This window comes from Pseudomonas sp. CDFA 610 (genome assembly GCF_021147865.1).
Lineage (GTDB): Bacteria > Pseudomonadota > Gammaproteobacteria > Pseudomonadales > Pseudomonadaceae > Aquipseudomonas > Aquipseudomonas alliivorans.
In genome coordinates, this window is sequence record NZ_JAGTPM010000006.1 from 227,187 (window position 1) to 248,068 (window position 20,882).

The 20,882-nt window shown below is 62.4% G+C and carries 13 protein-coding genes; 5 read left to right on the plus strand and 8 right to left on the minus strand.

Annotation, left to right across the window (positions count from 1 at the left end; genetic code table 11):
* The first annotated feature begins 22 nt into the window (after positions 1-22).
* Both KDX39_RS13240 and KDX39_RS13245 read left to right on the plus strand, forming a co-directional pair.
* Complete coding sequence (locus KDX39_RS13240) at positions 23-1,435, plus strand: aspartate aminotransferase family protein (protein ID WP_099226511.1); 1,413 nt, start codon at positions 23-25, stop codon at positions 1,433-1,435.
* A gap of 81 nt (positions 1,436-1,516) precedes the next feature.
* Complete coding sequence (locus tag KDX39_RS13245; protein WP_005770699.1) at positions 1,517-1,744, plus strand: MbtH family protein; 228 nt, start codon at positions 1,517-1,519, stop codon at positions 1,742-1,744.
* 118 nt (positions 1,745-1,862) lie between these two features.
* On the opposite strand, the gene KDX39_RS13250 is transcribed toward KDX39_RS13245, so the two are convergent.
* The 8 genes from KDX39_RS13250 to KDX39_RS13285 all read right to left on the minus strand — a co-directional run bounded on the left by KDX39_RS13250 (position 1,863) and on the right by KDX39_RS13285 (position 8,047).
* Positions 1,863-2,777: a metal ABC transporter substrate-binding protein gene (locus KDX39_RS13250; protein WP_231660663.1), complete on the minus strand. Its 915-nt coding sequence runs from the start codon at positions 2,775-2,777 to the stop codon at positions 1,863-1,865.
* Positions 2,778-3,677, minus strand: coding sequence for a metal ABC transporter permease (locus KDX39_RS13255; RefSeq protein WP_231660664.1), 900 nt, complete (start codon positions 3,675-3,677; stop codon positions 2,778-2,780).
* Positions 3,677-4,441 carry a metal ABC transporter ATP-binding protein gene (locus KDX39_RS13260; RefSeq protein ID WP_231660665.1) on the minus strand — a complete coding sequence of 255 codons (765 nt, stop codon included), beginning with the start codon at positions 4,439-4,441 and terminating at the stop codon, positions 3,677-3,679. Before KDX39_RS13260 ends, KDX39_RS13255 begins: the two co-directional genes overlap by 1 nt.
* Positions 4,438-5,304: a metal ABC transporter substrate-binding protein gene (locus KDX39_RS13265; RefSeq protein WP_231660749.1), complete on the minus strand. Its 867-nt coding sequence runs from the start codon at positions 5,302-5,304 to the stop codon at positions 4,438-4,440. Before KDX39_RS13265 ends, KDX39_RS13260 begins: the two co-directional genes overlap by 4 nt.
* Before the next feature lie 91 nt (positions 5,305-5,395).
* Entirely contained in the window at positions 5,396-5,965 is a 570-nt protein-coding gene (locus tag KDX39_RS13270; RefSeq protein WP_184323257.1) for a DUF6162 family protein, read from the minus strand.
* Entirely contained in the window at positions 5,962-6,300 is a 339-nt protein-coding gene (locus KDX39_RS13275) for a hypothetical protein (protein WP_099226507.1), read from the minus strand. The genes KDX39_RS13270 and KDX39_RS13275 overlap by 4 nt, the downstream gene beginning before the upstream one ends.
* Complete coding sequence (locus KDX39_RS13280) at positions 6,297-6,839, minus strand: thiamine pyrophosphate-binding protein (RefSeq protein WP_099226506.1); 543 nt, start codon at positions 6,837-6,839, stop codon at positions 6,297-6,299. The genes KDX39_RS13275 and KDX39_RS13280 overlap by 4 nt, the downstream gene beginning before the upstream one ends.
* Complete coding sequence (locus KDX39_RS13285; protein WP_231660666.1) at positions 6,836-8,047, minus strand: PepSY-associated TM helix domain-containing protein; 1,212 nt, start codon at positions 8,045-8,047, stop codon at positions 6,836-6,838. The genes KDX39_RS13280 and KDX39_RS13285 overlap by 4 nt, the downstream gene beginning before the upstream one ends.
* 308 nt (positions 8,048-8,355) lie before the next feature.
* Between KDX39_RS13285 and KDX39_RS13290 the strand changes: the two genes are divergently transcribed.
* The 3 genes from KDX39_RS13290 to KDX39_RS13300 all read left to right on the plus strand — a co-directional run bounded on the left by KDX39_RS13290 (position 8,356) and on the right by KDX39_RS13300 (position 20,856).
* Entirely contained in the window at positions 8,356-9,333 is a 978-nt protein-coding gene (locus KDX39_RS13290) for a TauD/TfdA family dioxygenase (RefSeq protein ID WP_231660667.1), read from the plus strand.
* 316 nt (positions 9,334-9,649) lie between these two features.
* Positions 9,650-13,060 carry a non-ribosomal peptide synthetase gene (locus KDX39_RS13295; RefSeq protein WP_231660668.1) on the plus strand — a complete coding sequence of 1,137 codons (3,411 nt, stop codon included), beginning with the start codon at positions 9,650-9,652 and terminating at the stop codon, positions 13,058-13,060.
* The gene (locus tag KDX39_RS13300; protein ID WP_231660669.1) at positions 13,057-20,856 is read left to right on the plus strand and encodes a non-ribosomal peptide synthetase; all 7,800 of its coding nucleotides are present in this window, start codon (positions 13,057-13,059) and stop codon (positions 20,854-20,856) included. Before KDX39_RS13295 ends, KDX39_RS13300 begins: the two co-directional genes overlap by 4 nt.
* Positions 20,857-20,882 lie beyond the last annotated feature (26 nt).

Below are 20,882 nucleotides of genomic sequence, written 5' to 3' on the forward strand. Positions count from 1 at the left end.
CAGCGTATTGAGGGTTGCATAGATGTCAGTCGCTACCAGGTTTATCGATGATCAACCGGCACGGGTTGCTTCAGCGCCGGTCGAGACGCTGTACCAGTTCGACGAGTCGCCCTTGCTGGCGCGGCAGAGTCGCCAGGAATCCAACGCCCGTAGCTATCCACGGCGCATTCCGCTGGCACTCAAGCGCGCCAGGGGCATTCACGTCGAAGATGTCGAAGGACGGCGGTTTATCGATTGTCTGGCAGGCGCTGGCACGCTGGCGCTGGGTCACAATCACCCGGTGGTGATCGAGGCGATTCAGCAGGTCATCAGCGACGAATTGCCGTTGCACACGCTGGACCTCACCACGCCGGTCAAGGATCAGTTCGTGCAGGACCTGTTTGGGTTGTTGCCCGAAGAGCTGGCTCGTGAAGCGAAGATCCAGTTCTGCGGACCGACCGGCACTGATGCGGTGGAAGCAGCCTTGAAACTGGTGCGCACGGCTACTGGACGCAGCACGGTGCTGTCATTTCAGGGCGGTTACCACGGCATGAGCCAGGGCGCGCTGAGCCTGATGGGCAGCCTGGGTCCAAAGAAGCCGCTGGGAGCGTTGCTCAGCGCAGGCGTGCAGTTTCTGCCGTATCCCTATGATTACCGCTGCCCGTTCGGGCTGGGCGGCGCGCCGGGCGTGAAAGCCAACCTGCATTATCTGGAAAACCTGCTCAACGATCCTGAAGCGGGTGTGCAGTTGCCAGCGGCGGTGATTGTTGAAGTGGTGCAGGGCGAGGGCGGGGTTATTCCGGCGGATCTCGACTGGCTGCGCGGCGTGCGGCGCATCACCGAAAACGCTGGCGTGGCGCTGATCGTCGATGAAATCCAGAGCGGTTTTGCCCGCACGGGCAAGATGTTCGCCTTCGAGCACGCCGGAATCATTCCAGACGTCGTGGTGATGTCCAAGGCCATCGGTGGCAGCCTGCCGCTGGCGGTTGTCGTCTATCGCCAGTGGCTCGACACCTGGCTGCCGGGCGCTCACGCCGGGACTTTCCGCGGCAATCAGATGGCCATGGCCGCAGGTTCGGCGGTGATGCGTTATCTGAAAGAGCACAACGTGTGCGAGCACGCCACGGCGATGGGCGCACGACTGGTTTCGCATCTGCGCGAACTGCAGCGTGATTTCCCGCAACTGGGCGACATTCGTGGGCGCGGGTTGATGCTCGGTGTCGAGTTGGTCGATCCGGCCGGTGCGCGTGACGCTCAGGGGCATCCGCCGGTGTTTGCGCGGCTGGCACCGTTGATTCAGCGCGAATGCCTCAAGCGCGGGCTGATCCTCGAACTGGGAGGTCGGCACGGCAGCGTCGTGCGCTTCCTGCCGCCATTGGTGATCACCGCCGAACAGATCGACGAAGTGGCCGGCATCTTCGGTCGCGCGCTGAATGCCGCGGTCGCTCAGCTTTAATTTTTCGACGTCGCGATACGTTCAATCCCTATAGCCGCCATGAATTGGCACGGCGGCGCTGAACCCTCATGGAGAGCAACAATGACTTCAGTATTCGACCGGGAAGACATCGTCTTTCAAGTGGTGGTCAACCACGAAGAGCAGTACTCGATCTGGCCCGATTACAAGGCCATCCCCAACGGCTGGCGCACCGTGGGCAAGAGCGGCTTCAAGAAAGAATGCCTGGCCTACATCGAAGAAGTCTGGACCGACATGCGCCCGCTGAGTCTGCGCCAGAAGATGGAAGCGCAGACCGCTGTGAGCCATTGACCGGCACACATCTCACTGGATAGGCACAGGCCTTGTGGGAGGCGGCTTGCCTTCAGTTCACCCTTCATTGGCTGGCCTGACGCTATCGCCGGCAAGCCGCCTCCCACGGTATCTGGATTCAGCCAGCCTTCAACGCCCCGATAATCTGCTCGATATCCCGCTGCAACTCAGTCAGCGGGTCTGCGCCGTCGATCCCCAGCACCAGCAATGTGCTGCCTGCCTCGGCAATCGCGGTCTTGACCGGCTCGGGGGGCTGGCGGTGGTCAAGCACCAGGGCGACGTCGTTGTCCTTGAGAGTCGATGTCAGTTTCTGTATCGCTTCTGGCGTCCACTGCTCGTCGGTCAGTGCCTGACTGTCGATCAGCTCCAGATTCAACCCACTGATCAGGTAACCGAATCGGTCTGACAGACTCACCACGCTCAGGTTGTCGGCGCTGGCCAGACTCGCTTCGCTGTCGGCGCTGAGCTTGAGCAGGTGCTGTTTGAGCGCAGCCAGGTTGCTCTCGATCTTCGGCTTGGCGGCTGGCGCCAGTCGGACCAGATCTGCTGCCATCACGTCGGCCATGCGCCCCATGTTGTTGCTCGCCAGCCACGGCTGACTGTTCAGGCCATCGACACCTTGCCCCGGCTGAACCGCAATGCCTGGCAGGCTGCCATCCACCGGGCGTGCGGCATCGATTTCAACGATGCGGATGTTGCTGCGGCGGGCATTGGGGTACAGCGGATCATCGGCCCAGATCGAGCGCAGCCCGATCACCGCATCCGCCTCCACGGCCAACCCGCGCAATGCCTCGGCACCACGCCCGGTGAAATAGGCCGTCTGGCGCGAGCCGGGCAGGTTGGCCGCTGCGGCACGTTCCAGCACCACGCCGCTGTCCTTGAGCAGAATCTGCCCCAGACCATAGGTGATCGGCAGGCTGGCGAGCACGCGTACCGGCTGGGCGGATTGCGCTGTGACATCAGATGCAGAGACGGCATTGCAGAGCAGGCCGGTCATGGCCAGCGCCAGGGTCATACGTCGCAGAGTGAACATTTATCCGATATTTCCTTTGAGGCTGGGTACAGTGCCGCGAGCGATGGCGGCCAGGGCGAAAGCGACGCCGGCCACCAGAATGATCGCTGCGCCGGACGGCACAGGCAGGTCGAAGACGATGGGCAACAGGATGCCGCACAGGGTGCTGACGGTCGCAATCGCCACCGAGATCCAGAAGAAGCCCTTCAGCGACTGGCTCAATAGTCGAGCAGCGGCGGCTGGAATCACCAACAGGGCGCCGACCAGAATCGCGCCGATGACCTTCACCGCCGCCACTGTGATCAGCGTCACCAGAATCACGAACAGGTAATCCAGCGCCTTCACCGCCACGCCACGGACGGCGGCCAGTTGCGGGTTGAAGCTGGCCAGCATGATGCGGTTGTACAGCGGCAGGCTCAGGCTCATCACCAGCGAACCGACGATCAGCAGCACCAGCAAGTCGTTGCCGTTGACGGTCAGCACCGAGCCAAACAGCACGTTCTCCAGAATGTGCACATTGATCTTGCCCGCCAGCACCAGCAGCAGGCTTGCACCCAGAGCCAGCGAGACCGACAGGAACACGCCGATCAGCGTATCGGGCGCGAGGCCGGTGCGGTTGCGCAGGTAGTTCAGCACGATCCCGAACAGCAGGCAGTAACCGAACAGGCTGCCGTAGGGGCCGGTGTAGGGCTCGCCGAGCAGGATACCGATGGCCACGCCTGTCAGCGCGGCATGGCCTACCGCTTCGGAGAAGAACGCGAAGCGCTTGACCACCACCAGCGTGCCCAGACCACCCAGCACCGGGCCGATCAGTAACCCGGCAAGCAGGGCGTTGACCACGAAGCCGTAGGCCAGCGCCTCAGGCAAATAGCCGGACGACGCCAGGCCTTGAATGAAAAGTCGAAAGCTCTCGTAGTCCATCACACAGCGCTCCCGTTCCTGATGTCTGCCGCACGCGGGTGCGCCGAGAACAGGGTCAGCAGCCGTTCCGGTGTCAGCGCTGTCTGTGCAGGTTCATCGAACAACACCCGGCGATTGAGTCCGGTCACCTGATCGGCAAGCCGTTTTACGGCTTCCAGGTCGTGCTCGATCCACAGCACAGTGATACCGGACCGACGCCAGTCGCCCAGCAGGCGCTCGAAAACTTGAATACCGGCTTCATCCAGCGCCGACATCGGTTCATCCAGCACCAGCAACTGCGGGGCCGGAATCAAGCCCTGTGCCAGCAGCACGCGCTGGCGTTCGCCACCTGACAGCGCACCCATTCGACGTTTGCGCTTGTCCTGCATGCCGACCCGCTCCAGTGCTTGGCCGATAGCCGCCGCGTAGTGCTTCGACAGACCCAGAAAAGCAGGGCGTCGTTGACACATGGCGGCCATGAAGTCATCGACGGTCATCGGCAGGCCACGGTCGAATTCCAGCGCCTGCGGCACGTAGCCGATCAGGCCGGGCGAGCCGGGCCATTGCAGGCTGAGCTGGCCCTGGTGCGGCGTCTGGCCAAGCAGGGTCTTGATCAGCGAACTCTTGCCACCGCCATTGGGGCCGACCAGCGCATGCACGCTGCCTGCTCGCACGTTGAAGGTAATGCGATCAAGAATCGTGGTGCGGCCCAGCGTGAGGCTGACGTCGCTGAATTCAACGCCAGGTCCCTGGCGCGTGATCTCAAGGTTGTGCGCAACGGTCATGCGCCTGCCTCCTGAATCGCCCGGACCACGGTGTCGAGGTTGCCGGCCATTTCCTTTTCGTACTTGTCGGCGCTGTATTCGCCATAGGAAATGTGCGACAGCGGGTACAGTTTGACCCCGGACTCACGCTGGATGGTCTCGACGTAGGTGGACGGGAAGTCCATCTCCGAGAAGATCACCTTCACGTCCAGCTCACGCAATTGGTCGATGGTTTTCTTCAACTGGCTCGGGCTCGGTTCGATGCCGTGAGCCGGTTCCACCACTGCCGTGACTTCAAGGCCGAACTCGCGCAGCAGGTAATCGTAGGCGGCATGCACCGTGGCCACACGCAGGTCGGCGTTGGGTGCCTTGGTCAGCTTGGCCAGGGCGTCGGCGCGCATCTGCCGCAGGCGCTTGCCGTAGGCCCTGGCGTTGGCGGTGTAGGTCTTGGCGTTGTCCGGGTCTAGCTTGCCCAGTTCGCGGGCGATGTTGTTGACCTGTGCAATGGAAGCGCTGATCGACAGGAAGGTGTGCGGGTTGACCACCTTGCCTGCACCGCGTGCGGCAACGCCGGTGGCGGCCAGCAGCGGTACGTCGGCGTTGGCTTCGATGGTCTTGATGTCTGGTGTTTCGCTGGCGGCTATCATGCGGTCGGCGAAGTCGTCATGGCCGACGCCATTGAGCACGACCACGTCGAGCGAGCCGATGCGCTTGATGTCCTCGGCACGCGGCTCGTAGGCGTGGGGGTTGAAGCCCGCCGGAATCAGCGGCACAACCTCGGCCTTGTCGCCGACGATATTGGCCACGTAGCTGTAATACGGGTGCAGGGTGATGCCGATGCGCAGGCGCTTGGCCGGATCGGCAGCGTGGCTCAACGGCGTCATCAGCGTGGCGCACAGGCCGATCAGCAGAACACGCAGCAAGGGACGGCGTTTGAAAAAAATAGGCATGGGAGAGCGGCCTTCTCTGATGATTTCAGTGCTGATGCTGGCGAGTGACACCAGCGTCGAATTGCGCGACAACCTGCTGCCAGCCTGCGCCGATCAGGGTCTTGTCACTGAGGTCGGCCGGTGCAGCCGTGGCCTTGCGGTTGATCCAGATGTCTGCCTGAGCGTCCGGCGAGGAGTCGACCCGCATCAGGAACGAGCCCGCAACGGTCGGCGTCTGGCTCAGGCCCAGATAGGACTGCCCCAGCATCTGCCATGCATGGCCGCCACGGCTTACGGAACTGGCGTCTTCGGCGAACGGTGCAAAACCTTCCTCGCCCAGTTGTTGCGGCGTGACCTGCGTTGACTGTTCCTGGGTCAGCAGGCGGATCTCATCCAGTGTCACGCGCAGGTCCGCGTAGATGCCCTGTTCGGCGGCAGTCAGGTCGCGGCGGGCATCAAGCTGGTGGCTGGCCACGCCAGGGTCGTCCTGACGTTCACCACGCAGGCTGACGACGCCAGCGGCAGCCGCCAGGATCAGCAGGCATAACAGCAGGATGTAGAGGGTTTCATGCCCGGCACCGGCCGGGCGCACGATCTGTCGGGTCGGCGTACTCATGGGGCCGGGATGTCCGCTTGGTCGATTTCCACGACATGGCCGGGACCGGCATCGAACAGTACGTAGAACTCGGAAGCGGGGCGCTTGAAGGTGACGGTGGAGTCCTCGCCCAGTTTGCCGGGCACCAGAATGGTCTCGTCATACCCGATCACGTCCAGAGTCACGCCCGGCGCGCCGCTGCCGTCGGAGAAACCGCCGGTGCAACGGATCTGTTCATTGTCGATCTGTTTGCACTCACACATCGGGTTGTGCGCCAGCGCGCTGGTGCTCAGGCCGAGGCCGATCAGGCAGAGCGCAGCGGCCGTCAGCCGCCGCAGGGAGAAGCGGGCATTCATGGTTTGGCTCCTTGTTTTTTCAGCCAGGCCACGGTGGTGGGCGAGGCCTGTTGCAGGGGGATGGAGGTCTGATGCACGGAACCGTCCCAGCCTTCCATGGTGATCCACAGTTCCGAGTCGGGGTGGGTGGTTTCCGGGATCTGCATGAAGGCGCCCATGCGATAGCCGCCGCCGAAGAAAATCACCCCCGCGGTACGCAGGCTGCGGGGCTTGCCGATGCGCAGGTAAGTCGCCTTGACCCGGTCGATGCAGGCGTTGCACAGCGCAGCGTTGAAGCCTTTCATGTAACCCGACGCACCGGACAGGCGCGGCGCCTCGTTGCGGTCTTCGGCCAGACGCAGGCTCCACGGGCCGACCTTGAACTCGCCGATCTCCCGTTGCCCGAGGCCCGTATCGCCACGGTCCAAGGCGTTATCGGCAAAGTACTTGGGCATGAAACCCAGTGGAATCAGGATCAGCAGAACGTTGATGTGGAAACGCCATTTGTGCCAGAAACGGCTCAGTGACGAAGCGGGTTGCGCGACAGCGGCCTTGCTCACAGGTTGTTCTCCGGGGTGCCGGTCGCCAATGGCGGCCGTGGGGTTTGCCGGTTGGAAATCGGGTTCATCTTCGCCTCGCGCTTGAGGGCGTTAAGTGTGGCCAGTGCGGTACGTTTGCTCCAGATCAGCAGGCCGCTGAGCACCATCATGCTCAGCACCAGACCGAAGAACGCCCAGATCAGCTTGATCCAGATGCCGCCGAAGTCGCCGGTGTGCAGTGGACGCATCGACTCGGTCACGAACTCCAGCTTGTTGCGGTCGGACAGCAGGTGCGAGGCGGCGATTTCACCGCTGTACGGGTTGATTTCGGCGGTCTGGTACATCAGTGGATACCAGCTGCGGCCGCCGACCTGCAGGTTGCTGTAGGCGTTGAACGGTGGCGTGATGAAGCTGGCTTCAAGCCCGGGAATGCGTTCCCTGGCGATTTCCACGGCCTTTTCCAGGCTGATGGTTGGCGCAGGGCTGCCGTCGGCGGTCAGCGGCACGGCGCTGTGCGGAATGATCGAGGCGACCTGCGAACGGCTGGAGATACTGATCTGGTTGTCACCGAGGATTGCCTGAATCAGAAACCAGGTGCCGGTGATGGAAATGACGGCAATGAACCAGATCGACCAGACGCCACTGAGCCGATGCAGGTCGCCCCAGAAGATTCGTGGGCCTTGGCTGACGCGCAGCGGTTTGAAGAAGCCTTTCCAGAATTTCTTGTAGACCACCAGCCCGGTGATCAGCGACGCCAGCAGCGGCAGGCCGAGAATGGAGACCAGATACCAGCCCCACGAGTAGCCATTGGTGAACGGCACCAGCCACCAGCCATGCAGGGCGCGGGTGAAGCGACGGAAATCGAATGACGGCGTCAGGCCCTGAATCACCCCGGTATAGGGGTTGACGTAGGCCGGTACCGACCGGCCGTCGGGGTAGGTCACGAACACGCTCAGGGCAAAATAGTCGCCGTCGGGCTGCATGATCGTGCCGACGATCAGGTCTGGTTCATTGCGTTCGAGGGTGGCGCGAATCTGCTCGAAATTCATCCTTTCGGCAGTGTCCGAAGGCGGGTTGTCGCGTATTTCCGGCATGGCCAGCCACATGATTTCCTTGCTGACCACGGCCAGGGTGCCGGTCACGCAGACGATCAGCACAAAGAACCAGATGGGCAGGGCCAGCCAGCTGTGGACGAGAAACCAGATTTTCGAGCGGGATTTCTTCGACATGGGTAAACGGTCTCGATTCACGGTATGGAGCGGCCTTCGGGCAGGCATGGGCTCTCTGTGGGGCAACATCTGAAAAACGGGCGCGGTTCTACCGACAGACCCTGCATTCAGTTAAAGACGAATGAGAATACGAAAGATGTAGTTTTTTCTCGCGCCTAAATGAAAGGAAATGTTTCAGAGCGGTAATAGGCGAGGGTGAATGTCATGCACCGGCTAATTTTTCGCCCGCCGGTTACGTTCAATCTGGACATTGGCGTGGCGTCGGGCCGTAGGGGATCAGGCGCTTTTGCCATCAAGGGAGAGTCATCATGAGTCATGCGTTGAGTTTGGATATCCGGCCGTTGCTGGCGGGGGCAGGTACGTTGCCAATGCTGGTACAGGCGCCCGAGCCAGGTCTGGACTTGATGGAAGCACTGGGCGAGTTCAAGCCGCTTGTAGCAGAACATCTCTATCGCGCCGGAGGCATTCTGTTTCGCGGTTTCGACGTGGGTGGTCCTGAGGCGTTTCGCGAGTTCGCCGCAGGCTTCGGCGACCCGCTGCTCAATTACGAATTCGGTTCCACGCCCCGCAGCAACGTGACCAAAGGCGTGTACACCTCCACCGAATACCCGGCGCACCAGAGCATTCCGCTGCACAATGAGCAGGCCTACACCCTTGAATGGCCGATGAAGATCTGGTTCTACAGCATGATCGCTGCGCAGACCGGCGGCGAAACACCCATTGCCGACAGCCGGGAAATCTACCGTCGCATCCCGGCGCGTATTCGTGACCGTTTCATCGAAAAGAAGCTGATGTACGTGCGCAACTACGGCAACGGGCTGGACGTGGAATGGAGTCAGGTGTTCAACACCGAAGATGAAAGCGTGGTCGAAGCCTACTGCCGTGCCCACGCCATTGAGTGCGAATGGAAAGATGACGGCGAACTGCGCACCCGGCAGATCTGCCAGGCGGTGTCGCGTCATCCGGTTACTCAAGACGCCGTCTGGTTCAATCAGGCGCACCTGTTTCACATATCCAACCTGCAGCCGGAAGTGCGCGAAACCTTGCTGGATGTGGTGGACGAAGAAGACCTGCCGCGCAACGTGTATTACGGCGACGGCTCGGCCATCGAAGAGACCCTGCTCGACGAGATTCGCGGCGTGCTTGACGAGTGCACCGTCAGCTTCCCGTGGCTGGAAAACGACGTGCTGATGCTCGACAACATGCTCACCGCCCACTCCCGCGCCCCGTTTACCGGCAAGCGCAAAGTGGTCGTGGCGATGGCTCAGGGGCATTCCGACAGTTAATTCGCCTGTTAAGCGTTCGCTGCGGACAGGACGTGAAGCGTCTGCCTGACGGCCTACCCGTGGGAGGCGCTTTGCCGGCGATGGCGCCAGTTCAGTCACTGACAGGTTGCTTCAGGAAAAGTATCGCCGGCAAGCTTCCTCCCACAGTCGGTTGAGTGCAGCAAGACGTGTGTATAACGCTGGGCGTCCGATCTGGAAGGCGCGCACATGTCTATGCCGATCCCCCTCAAAACCTTTCTAAATATTTCCCCGCCAGTTCGTTCTTGTTGAGACGGCCGCGCCACACGGTCAGCCCCATTCAGCAAGGACATGCCCCATGAACCCCGAACACGCCCAGAAACTCGCTCGCCGTTTTGTCGAGTTACCCTTGGAAAAACGTCGCTTGTTTCTCGACGGCATGCGTCGTGAAGACATGGATTTCTCGCTGTTCCCGATCCCGTCGTGCGAGGGCCTGGCCGAGCGTGACGGGCTGTCTTACGCGCAGCAGCGCATGTGGTTTCTCTGGCAACTGGACCCCGGCAGCGCAGCCTACAACCTGCCGATGTCAGTGTGCCTGAATGGCGCGCTGGACCTGCCGCTGCTGGAGCAGGCCTTCAGCGCGCTGGTCGAGCGTCATGAGAGCCTGCGCACCACCTTTGGTCAGGAAGGCGACCGAGCGTTTCAGCGTGTGGCGTCTGCGACTCCCGTGCGCATCGAATTGACTGACCTGAGTGCGATGCCGGTCGATCAGCGCTGGGTCGCGGCGCGTCAGGCCATAGCCGGGCAGGCGGTGCAGGCGTTCGATCTGCAGCTCGGGCCGCTGTTCACCCTGCGCGTCTTGCGTCTGGCCGCGCAGGAGCATGTGCTGCTGCTCAACCTGCACCACATGATCACCGATGGCTGGTCGATGAACGTGCTGATCGACGAGTGGCTGCGAGGCTACGACGCGCTGGTCGCCGGTCAGCCGCTGCCGTTTCAGCCGCTGGTCGTGCAGTACCGCGATTACGCCGTGTGGCAGCGCAGCTGGCTGGAAGCCGGCGAGCAGGAGCGGCAACTGGATTACTGGCGTGCGCATCTGGGTGACGAACATCCCGTGCTGGAGCTGCCGACAGACCGCCCGTACCCGGCCTTGCCCAGCCACGAAGGTGCACGCCTCGAACTGGCGCTGGAGCCCGAACTGCTGCGCAACCTGAAAACCCTCGCCCAGCGTCAGGGCGTGACGCTGTTCGTGGTCCTGCTGGCGACCTTTAAAAGCCTGCTGCACCGTTACAGTGGACAGACCGATATCCGGGTCGGCGGGTTGATCGCCAACCGCACCCGCAGCGAAACCGAAGGACTGGTCGGCTGCTTCATCAATACTCAGGTGCTGCGCAGCGAAGTCACGGCACAGACGCGTTTTGTGGATCTGCTGCAAACCGTGGCCAAGGCTTCGACCGGCGCACAGTCGCATCAGGAGTTACCGTTCGATGCCGTGATCGACGCCCTGCAGCCCGAGCGCAGTCAGAGCCACAATCCGCTGTTCCAGGTGATGTTCAATCACCAGCCGGTGGTCGCCGATCTGCTCGACAAACAATTGGCCTGTGGCTTGCGCGTGGCCAATCTGCCTGCCGAACAACAGGCACTCGCCCAGCGCTCCCACGCCGCTGCCAGTGATCTGATGCTGGCCACCAGCGGTGAAGGCGAGCAGTTGAACGCCGCATTCACCTACGCCACCGACATTTTCGACGAGGCCACCATCGCCCGGCTGGCTGCGCACTGGCGCAACCTGCTGGCGTCGGTCTGTGCCGATCCGCTGCAAACCGTGTCGCAATTGTCGATGCTGGCGGCTGACGAGCGCATGCAGTTGCTGGATGTCGATAACGCGATCAACGCCGATAGCAGCACGCCTGCGCATCGACTGTTCGAGGCGCAGGCCAGACGTACTCCGGATGCCGTGGCGCTGATCCTCGCCCAAGGCGCCGATTCGCCCGGCCTGACTTACGCCGAACTGAACGCGCGTAGCAATCAACTGGCTCGACGCTTGTGCGAGCGCGGCGCAGGGCCGGGTGTGCTGGTCGGCGTGGCGCTGGGTCGTTCTCTGGAAATGCCTGTCGCGCTGTTGGCGGTGCTCAAGGCGGGTGGCGCTTATGTGCCGCTGGACCTGTCGGCGCCGAGCGAGCGTCTGCGGCATGTCATGGAGGACAGTGGCCTCAGGCTGCTGCTGACCCACAGTGACCGCCTCGCCGCATTGCCAATGCCGGAGGGTCTTGATTGCCTGTGCATTGATCAGATCAGTGACATCACGACCAAGAGACAAGACCTGGAGGTTCCGGTCGATCCGGCCAGTCTCGCTTACGTGATCTATACCTCCGGCTCCACCGGACGGCCCAAGGGGGTGGCGATCAGTCATGGGTCACTGTCTGAGTTTGTCACCCTCGGTGCCGATTACAGCGACCTGCGCGACGGCGACCGGGTGCTGCAGTTCGCGACCCACAGTTTTGACGGCTTCGTCGAACAGTTCTACCCACCGTTGTGCCGAGGCGCAGCCGTGGTGCTGCGTGACGAACGGGTGTGGGACAGCGCGACCTTCCATCAGGCAGTCGTCGAGCATGGCGTGACGCTGGCCGATTTGCCCGCTGCCTACTGGCTCACGCTGGTTCAGGACTTCGCGGCCAGCCCGCCCGCGCACTACGGCGTACTGCGGCAGATTCACGTGGGCGGCGAGGCCATGGCCGTCGAAGGGCTGCGTCTGTGGCGCGACGCGGGTCTGGGCCATGTGCGCCTGCTCAACACCTACGGCCCGACCGAGGCCACCGTGGTGTCGAGCATTCATGATTGCAGTGCGTTGATGCCCGAAGCGGTGTCCTGGCGTGGCGTGCCCATTGGTTATGCGCTGGCCGGACGTCGCCTTTACATCCTCGACGACGACCTGAACCTCCTGCCGCAAGGCGCAGTGGGCGAGTTGTACATCGGCGGGCCAGGGCTGGCACGGGGTTATCACGCTCAGCCGGGGCTGAGTGCCGAGCGTTTCGTCGCGGATCCGTTCGTAGCGGGTGAGCGCCTGTATCGCACCGGTGACCGCGCCCGGCAGTGTCTGGATGGCGCCATCGAATACGTTGGCCGGGTCGATCATCAGGTGAAGATTCGCGGCTTCCGCATCGAACTGGGTGAAATCGAGTCGCGCCTGCAGCAGTGCGATGACGTGCGCGAAGCCGTGGTGCTGGCCATTCCTCTGGCGGGCAGCACGCACCTGGTGGCCTATATCGTGCCGCACACCGCAGCCGTCAGCGAAACCGGGCAACTGACGTTGCGCCAACGCATCAAAGCCGAGTTGCAGGGCAGCCTGCCGGATTACATGGTGCCGACCCACCTGTTGCTGCTGCCGACTCTGCCGCTGACCCCCAGCGGCAAGCTGGACCGCAAGGCCTTGCCCGCGCCGGACGCCAGTCAGTTGCAGGCCCTTTATCGTGCGCCGCACAGCGAAGTTGAAATCTGCCTCGCGGCCATCTGGCAGGAAGTTCTGCACACGCCAAGGGTCGGGCTCGATGATCACTTCTTCGAACTGGGCGGCCATTCGTTGCTGGCCGCGCAAGTCATTGCCCGTATCAAGACGCAACTGGGCGTCAGCCTGCCGTTGCGCGTGCTGTTCGAAAAACCGGTGCTGGGCGATCTGGCCGCCGAGGTCACGCTGCTGACCACCAACACCCCTGACAACGACTGGAGCGATATGGACCAGTTCATGGATTCGCTGGAGGAGTTTGAAGCATGACCGGGACCACTGCTGCACGTATCGCGAAACGTTTTGTCGGCCTGTCGCTGGAGCAACGCCGACAGTTTCTCGCCCGGCTGAGTCAGGACGGCAAGGACTTCAGCCTGTTGCCGGTACCGGTCAGTCGTCATGACTTCACCGCGATCCCTCTGTCCTTCGCTCAGCAACGCCTGCTGTTCCTCTGGCAGCTCGATCCGTCGAGCGATGCCTACAAGATGACCACCGGCCTGCGTCTGCATGGCACGCTGAACGAGGCGGCGCTGACCCGTGCATTCGACCATCTGATCGAGCGCCACGAAGTGCTGCGCACCGTGTTCCAGACCGACGGCGACCAGCCGCTGCAAATGGTGCTGCACGACCAGCACGTGGCGCTGGAGCGTAGTGATCTGTCCGCGCTCGACACCGGGCAACGCGATGCCGAACTGGCCTTGCAGGTGGCGACTGTCACCGCTCAGCCTTTCGATCTGCGTTCGGGTCCGCTACTGCGCGTTCACCTGTTCCGCCTGGCCGACCAGGAGCATGTACTGGTGGTGTGCATGCACCACATCGTCTCCGACGGCTGGTCGATGGACGTGATGATTCAGGAGTTTGTCCACGCCTATCGGGCCTACAGCGAAGGCCGCGAACCGAGCCTGCCGGAACTGCCGCTGCAATACGCCGACTACGCGATCTGGCAACGCAGCTGGCTGGAGGCGGGCGAGGGCGAGCGGCAACTGGCTTACTGGCGCGATCAATTGGGCGACGAGCAGCCGCTGCTCGACGCCGCACAGGATTTCTCGCGGCCGGTTGCGCAGAGCTATCAGGGCGAACACCTGCGCTTCGATTTCGGTGCCGACCTGTCGTATCAACTCAACGCTTTTGCCCGCACTCACGGGATGAGCCTGTTCATGCTGGTGCTGGCCGGTTTCTCGCTGTTCCTGTCGCGCAAGGCCGGACAGCGCGATATCCGTATCGGAGTGCCCAACGCCAATCGGGGCAGGGCCGAGACGGAAGGGCTGATCGGCTTTTTCATCAATACCCAGGTGCTGCGTTGTCAGGTTGACGAACGCTTGAGTTACCTGGACCTGCTGACGCAGATTCGTGACACCTCGTTTGGCGCGCAGGCGCATCAGGACGTGCCGTTCGAACAGCTGGTCGATCATCTGGCACCGGAGCGCAATCTGGGTCACAACCCGCTGTTCCAGGCCAAGTTCAACCAGAACGTGGTACTCAAGCAGAAGGCCGCGCTCAGACTGCCGGGTCTGGACGTCAGCGAATACGCTTTCGACAAGCAGGGCGCGCACTTTGACCTGGCGCTGGACATCACCGATGACGGCACGCTGATTCATGGCGACATGGCCTTTGCCAGCGACCTGTATCGCCGTTCGACGGTCGAGCGCTTCGTGCCTGAATTGCTGGCCCTGTTCCGGACCCTGCTCGCTGCGCCCGAGGCGCCGCTGTTCAGTCTGGGCGCTCTGGCGGTCGAGCAGGCACCACGTCCGCTTGAGCCCGCTCTTTCGGCATTGCAACAGTGGCGTCGTCAGGTCGAACGGCAGCCGCATGCGCTTGCGGCTCGTTATCTGGACTGCACCTTGAGCACGCTGGAACTGGATCAGGCCGCCAATCAGCTCGCCCGCCACTTGATTGGACTGGGTGTACAGCAAGGCCAGCCGGTCGCTGTATTGATGGAGCGCTCGCTCGACTGGCTGACGTCAGTACTGGCGATTTTCAAGGCCGGTGGCGTGTACATGCCGCTGGACGTCAAGGCGCCGAATGCGCGTTTGCAGCAGATGCTGGCCAATGCGAAGGCCAAAGTGGTGCTGTGTGACGAAGGCGATGCGCGGGCCTGGTTGCTGGCAGTCGAGGGCTGTCAGGGCGTCAGTTGGACGCCTGCGTTGTGGCAGGACTTGCCCGCTAATACCCTCGAACCGACGCTTGTCGCCGAATCGCCTGCCTACGTCATTCACACCTCCGGTTCCACCGGCCAACCCAAGGGTGTACTGGTCAGCCACGGCGCTTTGGCCAGTTACGTACGTGGTTTGCTGGATCGACTGCAATTGGCTCCCGACACGAGCATGGCGCTGATTTCGACCATCGCCGCCGACCTGGGCCACACCGTGCTGTTCGGCGCCTTGTGTTCCGGTCGCACCCTGCACGTGCTGCCTGAAACCTTGGGGTTCGACCCGGACGGCTTCTCCCGTTACATGGCCGAACATCGGGTCGGCATGCTGAAAATCGTCCCCGGCCATCTGGCGGCGTTGATGCAGGCCAGCCAACCCGCCGATGTGCTGCCGCAGCACGCATTGATCGTCGGCGGTGAAGCCTGTTCGCCGACGCTGATCGAGCAGATTCGACAGCTCAGGCCGGAATGCCGGGTGATCAATCATTACGGCCCCAGCGAGACCACGGTCGGGGTGCTGACCCATGACGTGCTCGCGTTCGACCCGTTGCGTCCTGTTCCAGTGGGCACACCGTTGCCGGGCGCTCAGGCGTATGTGCTGGATGACGTGCTCAACCTGAGCGACACGCAGGTGACGGGTGAGCTGTACATCGGCGGCGACAGCGTGGCGCTGGGGTATCTCGGACAACCCGGGCTGACCGCCGAACGCTTCGTGCCGGACCCGTTCGCCCAGCATGGCGCTCGGGCCTACCGCAGCGGCGACCGCATGCGTCGCAATCATGAAGGACTGCTGGAATTCATTGGTCGCGCCGACGATCAGGTCAAAGTGCGCGGCTATCGGGTCGAACCTGGCGAAGTGGCGCGGGTGCTGCTGGCACTCGAATCGGTCAGCGAGGCCTGTGTACTGCCGCTGCCGATGGAAGGCGACGAATCGCGCCTGCAGCTGGTTGCGTACTGCGCAGCGTCTGCCAGCGCTGAAGCCCTGCGCGAACAACTGGCTTCAAGGCTGCCGGACTACATGGTGCCTGCGCAGATCATGTTGATCGACCGCCTGCCGCTGACGGCCAACGGCAAACTCGACAAACGTGCCCTGCCCAAGCCGGGCGTGGTTCTACAGCGCTACACCGCACCGGTGGGCGAGATCGAGGAAAAGCTCGCTGCGGTCTGGGCCGATGTCTTGAAGCTGGAGCAGGTCGGCAGCAGCGACAACTTCTTCGAGCTGGGTGGCGATTCGATTCTCAGCCTGCAAATTATCGCCCGCGCCAAGCGTCAGGGCATCAAGCTCAGCCCCAAGCAGTTGTTTGAAAAACAGACCATTGGCCAGTTGGCGTCGGTGGCAAAGCTGATTCAGAAAAAACCGGTGGCGACGGTGGAGCAGAGCAGCGGCTCATTGCCGTTGCTGCCGATTCAGGCGCGTTTTTTTGAGCTGGAGATTGCCGAGCGCAATCACTGGAATCAGGCCGTGATGCTCAAGCCGCGAACGGCACTCGAGGCGACACTGCTGCAAAGCGCGCTCACTGCGCTGATCGAACACCATGACGCCTTACGCCTGGGCTTCGTCCAGCAGGACGGTCAGTGGCACGCGAGCTTTGGTGCGCAGGACGTACGCAATCTGCTCTGGGTCCATGAACTGGACAATCGCGAGCACCTGACCGCGCTGGCCGACAAGGCTCAGCGCAGTCTGAATCTGCAAGCCGGTCCGCTGCTGCGCGCCGTGCTCGTCAACCTGCCGCAAGGCGAGCAGCGCCTGCTGCTGGTCATTCACCATCTGGTCGTCGACGGCGTGTCATGGCGGGTGCTGCTGGAAGACCTGCAACAGAGTTATCAGGCGCTGGCGGCTGGTCAGCCACTGACGCTGCCTGCAAAAACCAGCGCGTTCCAGCGTTGGGCCGAACAGTTGCAGCACCATGCAAAGAGCGACGCGCTCACAGCCGAGCGTGATTACTGGCTGCAGGCCTTGAAGGGTGCCGATCAGCCGCTGCCTCGCGACAAGCCGAATGGCACGCAGCGCAATCGCGACGCAGCCCATGCATCGTCCTGGCTGAGCAGGGAACTGACCCATCAGTTGCTGAAAGTCGCGCCGTCGGCCTACCGCACTCAGGTCAATGACCTGCTGCTGACGGCACTGGCGCAGGTGCTCTGCGAGTGGAGTCAACAACCATCCGTGCTGATTCAGCTGGAGGGTCATGGCCGCGAAGACCTGTTCGATGACATGGACCTCAGCCGCACAGTCGGCTGGTTCAGCAGCCTGTTTCCGGTCCGCCTGACGCCTCAGTCCACGCTGGCTGCGAGCCTGTGCGGCATCAAGGAACAACTGCGCGCGGTGCCGAACAAGGGCATCGGTTACGGCGTGTTGCGATATCTGCGCGAGCCGTCGTTCGCCCGCGAATGGGCTGCGTTGCCCGAAGCGCACGTCACGTTCAACTATTTGGGCCAGTTCGACGCCAGTTTCGACAGCCAGGATGCCCTGTGGCTGCCAAGCGCAGACAGTGCCGGTGTCGCACTGGATGAAGACGGCCCGCTGGCCAATAGCCTGAGCCTCAATGGCCAGGTGTTCGACGGCCAGTTGCAGATGAACTGGACGTTCAGCCGCGAGCAATACCAGCCCTCGACCATCGACGCCTTGGCGCGTCGTTACGAACAGGCCTTGACCACACTGATCGAACATTGTGCAGCCGGGCATCAGGGTGTCACACCGTCGGACTTCCCGCTGGCCCGTCTGAGTCAGGTACAGCTTGACCGTCTGCCGGTGCCTGCCAGCAATATTCAGGACATCTACCCGCTGGCACCGATGCAGCAGGGCATGCTGTTTCACAGCCTGTTCGAGCAGGATGCGGGCAACTACATCAATCAGCTTCGTGTGACGGTAAACGCGCTGGATGTGCCGCGTTTCAAGGCGGCCTGGCAGTCTGCAGTGGACGCTCATGACGTGCTGCGCAGCTGTTTTGTCAGCCATGCTGAGCAGTCGTTGCAAGTCGTGCAGCGGCAGGCCGATATGCCGTTCGTGGTGCTGGATGCGCGTGGCAAGCCGCACCACTGGCTGAATGATTGGGCGAACGACGACCGTCAGCAGGGCTTCGACCTGGCACAGGGGCCGCTGTTGCGACTGGCTCTTTTGCAGACCGGCGAACACGCTTATCACCTGATCTATACCAGCCATCACATTCTCATGGACGGCTGGAGCAGCTCGCGCCTGCTGGGTGAAGTGCTGCAGCGTTACAGCGGCCAGTCGCTGCCGAAACCGGCCGGGCGTTATCGGGATTACATCGAGTGGCTGAGCGTTCAGGACGCTGATCTCAGCCAGCGTTTCTGGACCACGCAACTGGCCGAGCTGGACGAGCCGACCCGGCTGGTGCAGGCGCTCAAGTCGTCGCCGAGTGGGCAGGGGCATGCCGATCACGTGCATCTGATCGATGCAGACGGCACCAGACGCCTGAGCGAGTTTGCCCGTGAGCAACGCGTGACCCTCAACACGCTGGTGCAGTCTGCGTGGCTACTGGTGCTGCAACGCTACACCGGTCAGTCGAGCGTGACCTTCGGTGCCACCGTGGCCGGACGCCCGTCGGACCTGCCAGGCGTCGAGGAGCAACTCGGTCTGTTCATCAATACCCTGCCGGTCATTGCCAGCCCGCGCCCTGAGCAGACCGTTGCCGACTGGGTGCAGCAGGTGCAGGCGAAAAACCTGGCGCTGCGCGAGCATGAACACACGCCGTTGTATGACATTCAGCGCTGGGCGCGGAGCGGCGGCGAAGCGTTGTTCGACAACATTCTGGTGTTCGAGAACTACCCGATGTCCGAGGCGCTGCAGCGTGCGCCGGACGGGCTGACGTTCAGCGAGTTGCTTAATCAGGAGCAGGCGCATTACCCGCTGACGCTGGTGATCGAGGCTGCCGACGTCCTGTCGGTCCGCTTCAGTTACGACCGTCAGCACTTCAGCGCCGAAGCGGTCGCGCAACTGGCCGCGCACTTTGGTCATCTGCTGCAACGCCTGAGTGCCGAAGCATCCGCCTGTCTGGGCGAATTGTCGCTGCCGGTCAACTGGACACAGGCGGTACAGGTCTGGCCGACCACGCAGTGCGCTCATCAGCGTTTCGAGGCGCAGGCTGCACAAACACCTCAGGCCATTGCCCTGAGTCTGGGGAGTGAACAGGCGAGCTACGACCATCTCAACCGCCGCGCTAACCGGTTGGCCCACAAACTGCGCGAGCAGGGCGTTGGTCCGGACGTGCGCGTGGGGCTGGCGGCCGAGCGCAGTCTGGACATGATCGTCGGCCTGCTGGCGATCCTGAAAGCCGGTGGCGCCTACGTGCCGCTGGACCCGGATTATCCTCAGGACCGCCTGGCGTTCCTGATGCAGGACAGCGGCATCGAACTGCTGCTGACCCAGGCATCGGTGCTGGACTTGCTGCCGGTTCCGGCGCATGTGCAGTGCCTGTTGATCGAGGCTTCGCTGGACGGCTACAGCCCTGAAAATCTGGTCAACCATACGACGCCGGACAACCTGGCCTATGTGATCTACACCTCGGGTTCGACCGGCAAGCCCAAGGGCACGCTGCTGGCGCACCGCAACCTGATGCGCCTTTTTGCCGCCACCGATGACTGGTTTGGCTTCGACGAAAAGGACGTCTGGACGCTGTTTCACTCCTTCGCCTTCGACTTCTCTGTCTGGGAAATCTTCGGCGCGCTGCTGCACGGCGGTCGACTGGTGATCGTGCCGCGTGACACCAGCCGCTCGCCGGAAGACTTTCATGCCTTGCTGATCGATCAACAGGTCACCGTGCTGAACCAGACCCCGTCGGCCTTCAAGCAACTGATGCACGTGGCCTGCGAGAACGACAAACCCCTGGCCCTGCGTTCGGTGATTTTCGGTGGCGAAGCCCTGGACGTGACCAGCCTGACGCCGTGGTTCGAACGCTTTGGCGATCAGTCCCCCACATTGATCAACATGTACGGCATCACCGAAACCACTGTTCACGTCACGTATCGGCCGATCACCCAGGCCGACACGCAGAGCCCTGCGAGCCCGATTGGCGAGGCGATTCCTGACCTGTCGTGGTACGTGCTGGACGCCGACTTCAATCCCGTCGCTCAGGGGTGCAGCGGTGAACTGCACATCGGTCATGCGGGCCTGGCGCGGGGTTATCACAACCGTGCGGCGCTGACCGCCGAACGTTTCGTGCCTGATCCGTTTTCGAAGGACGGCGGACGCCTGTACCGCACCGGCGATCTGGCACGTTATCGCACGGCAGGCGTGATCGAGTACGCCGGGCGTATCGACCATCAGGTGAAGATCCGTGGCTTCCGCATCGAACTGGGAGAGATCGAAGCGCGTTTGCAGGCCCACGCCCAGGTGCGCGAAGTGATCGTGCTGGCGCTGGAGGGTCAGTTGGTGGCGTATCTGGTGCCGACCGACCCTGCACAGGACCCGCACACCCTGCGTGAAACCCTGAAAAGCGAGCTGAAAGCCCACCTGCCGGACTACATGGTGCCGACCCATTTCGTGTTGCTGGATGCCATGCCGCTGACCGCCAACGGCAAGCTGGACCGCAAGGCACTGCCTGCGCCGGATGCCACTCAGTTGCAGGCGCAGTTCGTGACGCCCGAAGGTGAACTGGAGCAACAGCTGGCCGCGATCTGGGCCGAGGTGCTGAGGATCGAGCAGGTTGGTCGTACCGACAATTTCTTCGAACTGGGCGGACATTCGCTGGTGGCGGTGCAGATGCTGGTACGTGTGCGTGAACAGTTGCAGCACGAGGTCAGCCTCAAGGATCTGTTCGAACACCCCGTGCTCGCCGATTTCAGCGTCACGATTCAACAGAAAAACGGCGAAAGTGACCATGCACAGGACGAATTGACTAAATCACTGGAGGCTCTCAAACGTTTATCAGCGGAGGAAATTGATAATTTGCTGGCCTGATGGTGTTGCGTGGCGCAAGGGCATTT

What these genes read in the sequence shown, in the direction of transcription:
- KDX39_RS13240 (WP_099226511.1), top strand. Translation starts at nt 23, where the DNA reads ATGTCAGTCGCTACCAGGTTTATCGATGATCAACCGGCACGGGTTGCT.
- KDX39_RS13245 (WP_005770699.1), top strand. Translation starts at nt 1,517, where the DNA reads ATGACTTCAGTATTCGACCGGGAAGACATCGTCTTTCAAGTGGTGGTC.
- KDX39_RS13250 (WP_231660663.1), bottom strand. Translation starts at nt 2,777, where the DNA reads ATGTTCACTCTGCGACGTATGACCCTGGCGCTGGCCATGACCGGCCTG.
- KDX39_RS13255 (WP_231660664.1), bottom strand. Translation starts at nt 3,677, where the DNA reads ATGGACTACGAGAGCTTTCGACTTTTCATTCAAGGCCTGGCGTCGTCC.
- KDX39_RS13260 (WP_231660665.1), bottom strand. Translation starts at nt 4,441, where the DNA reads ATGACCGTTGCGCACAACCTTGAGATCACGCGCCAGGGACCTGGCGTT.
- KDX39_RS13265 (WP_231660749.1), bottom strand. Translation starts at nt 5,304, where the DNA reads ATGACGCCGTTGAGCCACGCTGCCGATCCGGCCAAGCGCCTGCGCATC.
- KDX39_RS13270 (WP_184323257.1), bottom strand. Translation starts at nt 5,965, where the DNA reads ATGAGTACGCCGACCCGACAGATCGTGCGCCCGGCCGGTGCCGGGCAT.
- KDX39_RS13275 (WP_099226507.1), bottom strand. Translation starts at nt 6,300, where the DNA reads ATGAATGCCCGCTTCTCCCTGCGGCGGCTGACGGCCGCTGCGCTCTGC.
- KDX39_RS13285 (WP_231660666.1), bottom strand. Translation starts at nt 8,047, where the DNA reads ATGTCGAAGAAATCCCGCTCGAAAATCTGGTTTCTCGTCCACAGCTGG.
- KDX39_RS13290 (WP_231660667.1), top strand. Translation starts at nt 8,356, where the DNA reads ATGAGTCATGCGTTGAGTTTGGATATCCGGCCGTTGCTGGCGGGGGCA.
- KDX39_RS13295 (WP_231660668.1), top strand. Translation starts at nt 9,650, where the DNA reads ATGAACCCCGAACACGCCCAGAAACTCGCTCGCCGTTTTGTCGAGTTA.
- KDX39_RS13300 (WP_231660669.1), top strand. Translation starts at nt 13,057, where the DNA reads ATGACCGGGACCACTGCTGCACGTATCGCGAAACGTTTTGTCGGCCTG.